The following is a 6661-nucleotide window of genomic DNA, read 5'->3' on the forward strand; positions in this document are numbered from 1 at the left end:
TGTAATCTGACACCTTCTGCGAGGCCCATCAAATCCGATACAACCACGGCTTTTGCGTGAAAACCTAAAGCACCAACCTATTTAGGTTTCTTGGTTCGAAAGCTGCGCGTGAAACAATCGTCCAAGGACTGTGACTTCATCACGAATCCCAGCCAGTCGCAACAAATGCCATGCCAAAGCATGATTGCTGGCTGTCACCGGTTTGCCCAGTGCCGCTTCTGCGTGCCCGATAATGCCGGCCGCACGTAGGCTTGTGCATGAAATAAAAACACCATCCACAAGATGATGTCGGCCAACCGCAAGTGCCGCGTCTAAGATCGCATCGGGCGTGATCCGTCCCACCACCCTATCATCCTCTTGGTAAAAGGAGCCAACCGATTGAATGACGATGCCAGCCTCTTCGAAGCGCGCCTGCATCAATTCTGTGACATCAGGACGGTAGGGGGTCACAAGACCAAGCCGCTTGATCCCCAATTGCTTGAGCGCAGCTTTTGCAGCGGTCAAGGGATTGCTGGTTGGCACAGTGGGATGATGGCTTTGAATCAGATCACAAACCCGCTGCTCTCCAATGACCGTACTTCCAGAAGTGCAGCCATAGCCAATAGCTTTGAGACCAAGATAACCTGGCAAAAGCGCTGCTGCCTTCGGAATTTCTAACTCCATTTGCACCATCGTCTCTGGCGTTACCTTCACCTCATTGGCGAGCCGTGCGTGATAGAGTGCAACCCCTGGAAGATCGGCCATTTGCCGCATCTCCCATTCCATAGTTTGATCAGATTCCAGTACCAACAGCCCAATCCGCGCCCGCGCACCCGCGCCGAGATCTGTCTTGAAATCAAGTTGCGTAACCTCTCGAGTTTCGGATGTGGAATTTGGCAAGCTGTACCTCCTCAAGGTCTATGGCGCAAAGCTTGCAATGGCTGCGGACTCAAAAACAATCTTTTTCTCAATAAAGGGGGCTCGTTTTTGAAATGCGAAATTGCGCTGGCATTGCCGAAAAGAACGCGATCAACTGGCTTTGCCGAATATGCTCAAGGTGACTGTGTGGCGGCTTCCAAAGGATTTTCGATTTGTGCGCTCTTCTCGCGTGTCAATCACGCGATGACGCCTTTTGCGCGCCAGGCGTCAAAAATTTCCAGTGCTTTGTCCGCAAATTCCGCATCATTGATGTGGCATTTTATCCGTTGCGCAACCACGTTGCTTGGCAGAGTATGTTCCAGTTCCAGCAAAAACGCGTTTAGTCCGGCCTGATTGTGTAAATCAGCACCCGCTCGGTCCCATTCGCCCAGACCCTTCTCAGGCAATAGCATGGCCACCGGCCCGGTTGCTTTGGCCAATTGCGCGCTATGCGCACGCGCCACCAACCGGCGTTCATCATCATTTAAGACAATCGAAGTCAGTAAGCGATTGTGTTCGTGTTTCAAGTGATCTGACCATTTGTCTGGCAAAGGTTGCCAACCAACGACATCAACAAGATCGTAACATCCCGGCGCCACGATTTGCGGGGTGCCATTTAAGCCGGCATTGGTCAAACGATCCGCTCCAGCAGATATATTGGACCCGTGCACATGATTGCCCAATTCCTGTGTGCAAAGATCGAAAACACAAGCAAACGCCCCCTGTCCCGCGAGGCTTTCAAATGCGCGCCCCCCCATACCGGTTGCGTGGAACACGGCGACCTCAAAACCACGGGCTTCAAGCGCAGGCTTCAGCGGAATGACGTATTTTAACGCAGAGGTTCCCAGCGACATCATCCCGATCAAGGGTTTATCCGGATCTGGCATTTGCACCGCGCGTGCTGCGCCCAGAACGGCGCCTGCTGCTTGACTTAAGGACGCCTTGCATACGGAATTCAGGCCATAAAGCCCCCCGGCCCATAAAATCATTTGCGTGTCGATTGCCAACCGTTCCGCTGGGATGAGTGGCGAAAAGGATACCGTGGACACAATGTATTTCGGCACCCCAAGCGGCACTGCGGAACATACATCCAACGCAAGGTCTGTCCCCATTGTACCGCCAAGGACAATTAACCCATCAAATCGGCCTTCGGTGAACAATCGCGCTGCCAACAACGCCGCTCCTGTGGCCATAATCTGCATTGCCTGGTTTTCATTACCCGAAGCGATAGCCGCTTCGATCGAACTTCCACCTTCTTGCGCAACATCGTGTTTGGAATAATCTGTTGGCTTGGATGGGTCACCCAACACAGACACGTCCATGGTGACCAATTGACCACCTTGCGCCTGGATCACTTCGGCCAAAAATCCTAACTCGTCATCTTTGGTGTCATAGGTGCCAATTACCAAAATGGTCTTGTTCATCATTGCACAGCCCCAACGGTTTGATCCACTTAGGTCTCAGAAGGAAACATTTATCAATCTTATGCAAGGATTTTTCGGAGCCAATGTCACGGGGTCCGGGGCTGCCGTGTCCAATCCCCAAACCTTCACTCAAAAATGGCTTGAGACGGGACATTCTAAACAAATGGTAAATAAAAGTCGCGGATCTCGTCGACACTTTTGTTGAGGAGACGCTTGAACTCATCTCGCTTGAGGTAGAGCAGCCCATCGCAATAGGCCTCGCCAACCGCTTGACGCAACATCACATCTTTGTCCAAGGCCTCCAAGGATTTGTCTAAACCTGATGGAATGTGGCGCCGCTCCCGCACGTTTTCCAACCCATCTAAATCTTCAGCTGGTTGCAGTGGCAGACTTCCCGCCACGCCTAAGCGCGCAGCTTGCAATACAGCGGCCACAGCTTGATAGGGGCTTGTCGCACAATCGGCCATTCTATGTTCAAGACGCGCCGATTTGGGCGACCCTGTTGAACAACGTGTGGTCACCAAGCGATGGTCTTCTGCCCAATTTGCCCAATACCCAGCCAAGCTGCCAGCGGCCAATCTGTCATAGCTGTTCACAGTCACTGCAAGCAGGCCCGCGAGCGCCTCATGGTGATGGATCAGCCCTGCGATGCAGTGTTGTCCAAGGTCTGACAAAACGCCAGTTGGTGCAATCTGGTTTTGGTTGTCTTTGTTCAAAAAACTGAAATTAACATGGAGCCCTGATCCACCACGATCCGGCACTGGTTTTGGCATAAATGTCAGCAAAAGCCCTTTTTTCAGGGCGATTTCTCTTGCCAATGTCTTCATTAGAAAGGTGTCATCACAGGCTTTAAGCGCATGGTCGAACCGCAAAGTAAGCTCGAACTGCCCATTGTCATATTCTCCATTCATGCTTTCGATTGGAATCTCTGCTTGATGAGCCGCCTCCCAAATATCGTCCATCACGCCCCTTGGATCATTCTCCGGGCCAGTGCCATAAACAAAAGCTCCAGGCGTGTCATAGGGGCGCCAAACGCCATCTTGGTCACGTTGAAAAATGTAGGCCTCTGTCTCGAGACCAACCATTGGAGATAATCCTAAGGCTTCCCAATCTTTAACCGCACGTTTGAGCGCTGATCGGGGGCAAAGTCCAAACGGCTTGTCATCCACATGTAAATCGCCCAGCGCAATTTCCGTGCCCACCTGCCATCCCTTGCGTCGCTCGGCATCCAAAATGAGCTCCATATCAGGCAGGCCATCGTAAACGCCGCAGCCAGGCACTGGTAACAAATCTCGGTCATAGGAGACAGCAAAAGCCCCACGCGCAAAGCCAACCTTTCCGCCGGCTGCCACGTCCGTTGGAACATATTTTCCCCGTGGTAAATTCAACATATCATTAAACATAACGCGGGTGCGGGACATCTCCTGGGTCATTTTAAGTTACCTTTGTGACACGGACGCGCTGTTGTTTTACGCCGCAAATGAAGTTGGATCGTGTCCAGGTCGGGGCTTCGGTTGCCTCAAATGATGCGACGCGCTTAACCAGCTCTTCGATCGCAATTCGCACTTCAAGCTTGGCCAAATGCATTCCCAAACACACATGAATTCCACCCTGTCCAAAGGCCAGGTGCCTATTTGGAGATCGCCCCAAGATGCAATCATTTGGATGTTCAAAAACTGCTTCATCACGACTGCCAGAAACAAACCATAACAGGACTTTGTCCCCTGCGCGGATTGTCTTTCCATGCAGCTCACAATCCTGAGTGGCGGTGCGCCTGAAATGCATTGTTGGGGAGGCCAATCGGATAAATTCATCTGCGCAGCTGTCCCAGAATTTACCTGTCTTCAGCTGCGCAATGAGATCGGGGTTATGGGCCAAGAGGTTGAGCGCCATCGCGATTGAATATCGGGTCGTGTCGTTGCCAGCTGCCACCAAAAGACAGAAAAAATTCTTGAAGTCCAATTCATTTAAACCTGTCTCATCTCGTGCAATTTTTGCCAAAATTCCCTCTTGGGCAAGCGCGCGTCGATTGGACAATAAATCGCTGGCATAGTCGTAAAGTTCAAGACCTGCCGGACTGCGAAACGGCATCATTCGGTAGGCACTGGTGTCCACTTGGTCGATGACATGTTCCGTAAAATCAGGATCCGAGTTGCCGATCAGCGCATCACCTTTTTCGACAAGCCAATCCAAGTCCTCATTGGGAACACCCAAAATACGGCCGAGCATTAACATAGGCAACTGTTTGGCAATCGCCTCCACCGCATCAAATTCAGTATTTTTGAGGGCTTTATCAACGATATTTGCGGACAACTCGCGGATCACTGACTCAAATCCACCCATAACCGGCTTGGCAAAATTGGGGTTCACAAGGCGCCGAACCGCGGTGTGCTCAGGTTGGTCCGTTTCTTGAAATGTCCGGCGCGCCAGATATTCCTGGGGGCTTTGGTCTTCCAGGCGAATACCCTGAGCGGAACTGAAAATCTGGTTTTCCTTATTCGCAAAAGCGATATCGGCATGTCGTGTGAGGTTCCAAAAGCCTTTGGTGTCGGCATCGCCTTCATTCCAATGCAGTGGGTCGTCTTTGCGCAGACGCGCAAATGTCTTGTGTGGCACGCCACCAGCAAAGCTGTCGTGTCTGAGCAGGTTCAGATATCCATCATCGTGCATCGCCCAAAGCTTTCTTGAAAAAATTTGTCGCCCACGCGCCAAAAACAGATCCATCCTGGTCGAGCGCCAAACTGTCCCATGCCTTTTTTGTGGCGGAGGCTGGCATTTTACCCTCCGTAAATCGTAGTAAACACGCCATGAAGTCGTAGGTAAATTCAGGATGCGCTTGGGTGGTGATGATATGATCGCCTTTTGCAAAGCTGGCGATTTTGCAATTTTCACTTGAGCCCAAAAGCGTACAGCCTTCGGGCAGATGCGTCACATGATCTTCATGAAATACATAAAGTCGCAAGCTGTCGCGTGGCGGCACCATCCAGTCTTTTGTTTCATGAAACCGTGTGTCTTCGACACCGACATTATACCCCTGACTTGATCTCTCAACGGTCCCCCCGAGCGCCAGTGCAATGGCCTGATGTCCAAAACATGCGCCCAAAAGAGGCTTTTTTGCTGCGTCACAGCGACGAATGAAATCCAATAGGGCATCGGTGAACACATGCTGGTCTAGGACACTCAGAGGGCTCCCAGTGATCATATAGACATCTTGCTCATCCAAATCCTGAGGCACTTCTCCGCCAATCGTCATGTATATTCGATAGGTAAAGCGCTCATCTTGCAAATCAAAAAGGTCGCGGAACCGGTGCGCGTCATCTGGAAAAGCATCACCCACCTCAACAGATTTATCATGGTTGGTTTGCAAGATACCAAGTTTAATTCGGCGCATGCAGTCTCTCCAAATGAAGCGCTCCAAACGGTTAGATGGGCGCCTGCACGCCCATCTATAATTTATTAATCGTTGAGAATTGCGCCCAATTCAGCGTTCTTTGCGCGATCCGCTTCGATACGTTCTTGCGAGGCTGCCATATCTTGCCAATAGACCCTTGCACCGGTTTCGGCCATCAAAGCCTGTGCCTCGGCGCTTGCCATGGTCGCAGCGGCCACTTCATCAAGCTTATCAATAACCTCTTGTGGCGTGCCTTTCTTCACAAATAGGCCGTTCCAAAGCTCCAGATCATTGATCCCAGACTGGGCCGCTAGGGTTTCGACGCCTGACAATTTAGCGATCGGTTCTGATCCAATATTTGCTAAAATATTGATCTCATCCAAACAGGGTTCAATCAACGCTAGGGTCGTATTCACAACATCTGCATCGCCCGACGACAAAGTGTTACAATCCAACATGTCAAAGGCGCTGTCATCTGCAAATTCAAATCCCATCTTCTTCGCAGCGGCGAAAGAGGCTTTGGTTGGGGTCAGACCCGCTCCAAAATGTCCAAGAACCACATCATTGTTTTGGGCATGGGCAGCCAGTTCAGCCATATTGCCATAAGGGGCATCTCCGGAGGCCGCCAGAACAAAGGGGTAGGTGAGAAAAATCCCAACGGGTGTGAAACTATCTTCCTCAATTCCAATATCGATAATGGGCCCAACGATTGGAACACCAATCACAAAAGACCCAACCATGGAGCCATCTGCAGGACCATTGAGGACCTCTAAAGCTCCCGGAAATGGCCCATCGCCGCCGCCAGGTTTGTTCACAACCGAAGCTGAGACGCCCGTCATTTCTTCCATTTTGGCGGCAATCATCCGTGTGAGAATATCCTCAAAATCACCCGGCGGCCATGGCACCACAAATTGTACCGGTGTCGTTGGGTATTCGGCCTGGGCAGGCA

Annotated in this window: 6 protein-coding genes; all 6 read right to left on the reverse strand. The window is 51.3% G+C overall.

All coding sequences use genetic code 11. The features are described 5' to 3' along the window. Window positions 1–81: 81 nt before the first annotated feature. Complete coding sequence (locus tag ABLW18_RS08565; RefSeq protein ID WP_347824404.1) at window positions 82–879, reverse strand: Asp/Glu racemase; 798 nt, start codon at window positions 877–879, stop codon at window positions 82–84. A gap of 215 nt (window positions 880–1094) precedes the next feature. Next, on the reverse strand, window positions 1095–2324 hold the full coding sequence (locus tag ABLW18_RS08570) for a Tm-1-like ATP-binding domain-containing protein (protein ID WP_347824405.1): 1230 nt from the start codon (window positions 2322–2324) through the stop codon (window positions 1095–1097). A 152-nt stretch (window positions 2325–2476) separates the two neighbouring features. Then, entirely contained in the window at window positions 2477–3754 is a 1278-nt protein-coding gene (locus tag ABLW18_RS08575) for a glutamine synthetase family protein (RefSeq protein WP_347824406.1), read from the reverse strand. A 1-nt stretch (window position 3755) separates the two neighbouring features. After that, entirely contained in the window at window positions 3756–4991 is a 1236-nt protein-coding gene (locus ABLW18_RS08580) for a cytochrome P450 (protein ID WP_347824407.1), read from the reverse strand. Beyond that, window positions 4981–5712, reverse strand: coding sequence for a gamma-glutamyl-gamma-aminobutyrate hydrolase family protein (locus ABLW18_RS08585; protein ID WP_347824408.1), 732 nt, complete (start codon window positions 5710–5712; stop codon window positions 4981–4983). Before ABLW18_RS08585 ends, ABLW18_RS08580 begins: the two co-directional genes overlap by 11 nt. A 65-nt stretch (window positions 5713–5777) precedes the next feature. Beyond that, window positions 5778–6661, reverse strand: an 884-nt coding sequence (locus ABLW18_RS08590; RefSeq protein WP_347824409.1) for a tripartite tricarboxylate transporter substrate-binding protein, incomplete at its 5' end; no start/stop codon positions are given.

This window comes from uncultured Planktomarina sp., from assembly GCA_943788425.1.
Classification (GTDB): domain Bacteria; phylum Pseudomonadota; class Alphaproteobacteria; order Rhodobacterales; family Rhodobacteraceae; genus Planktomarina.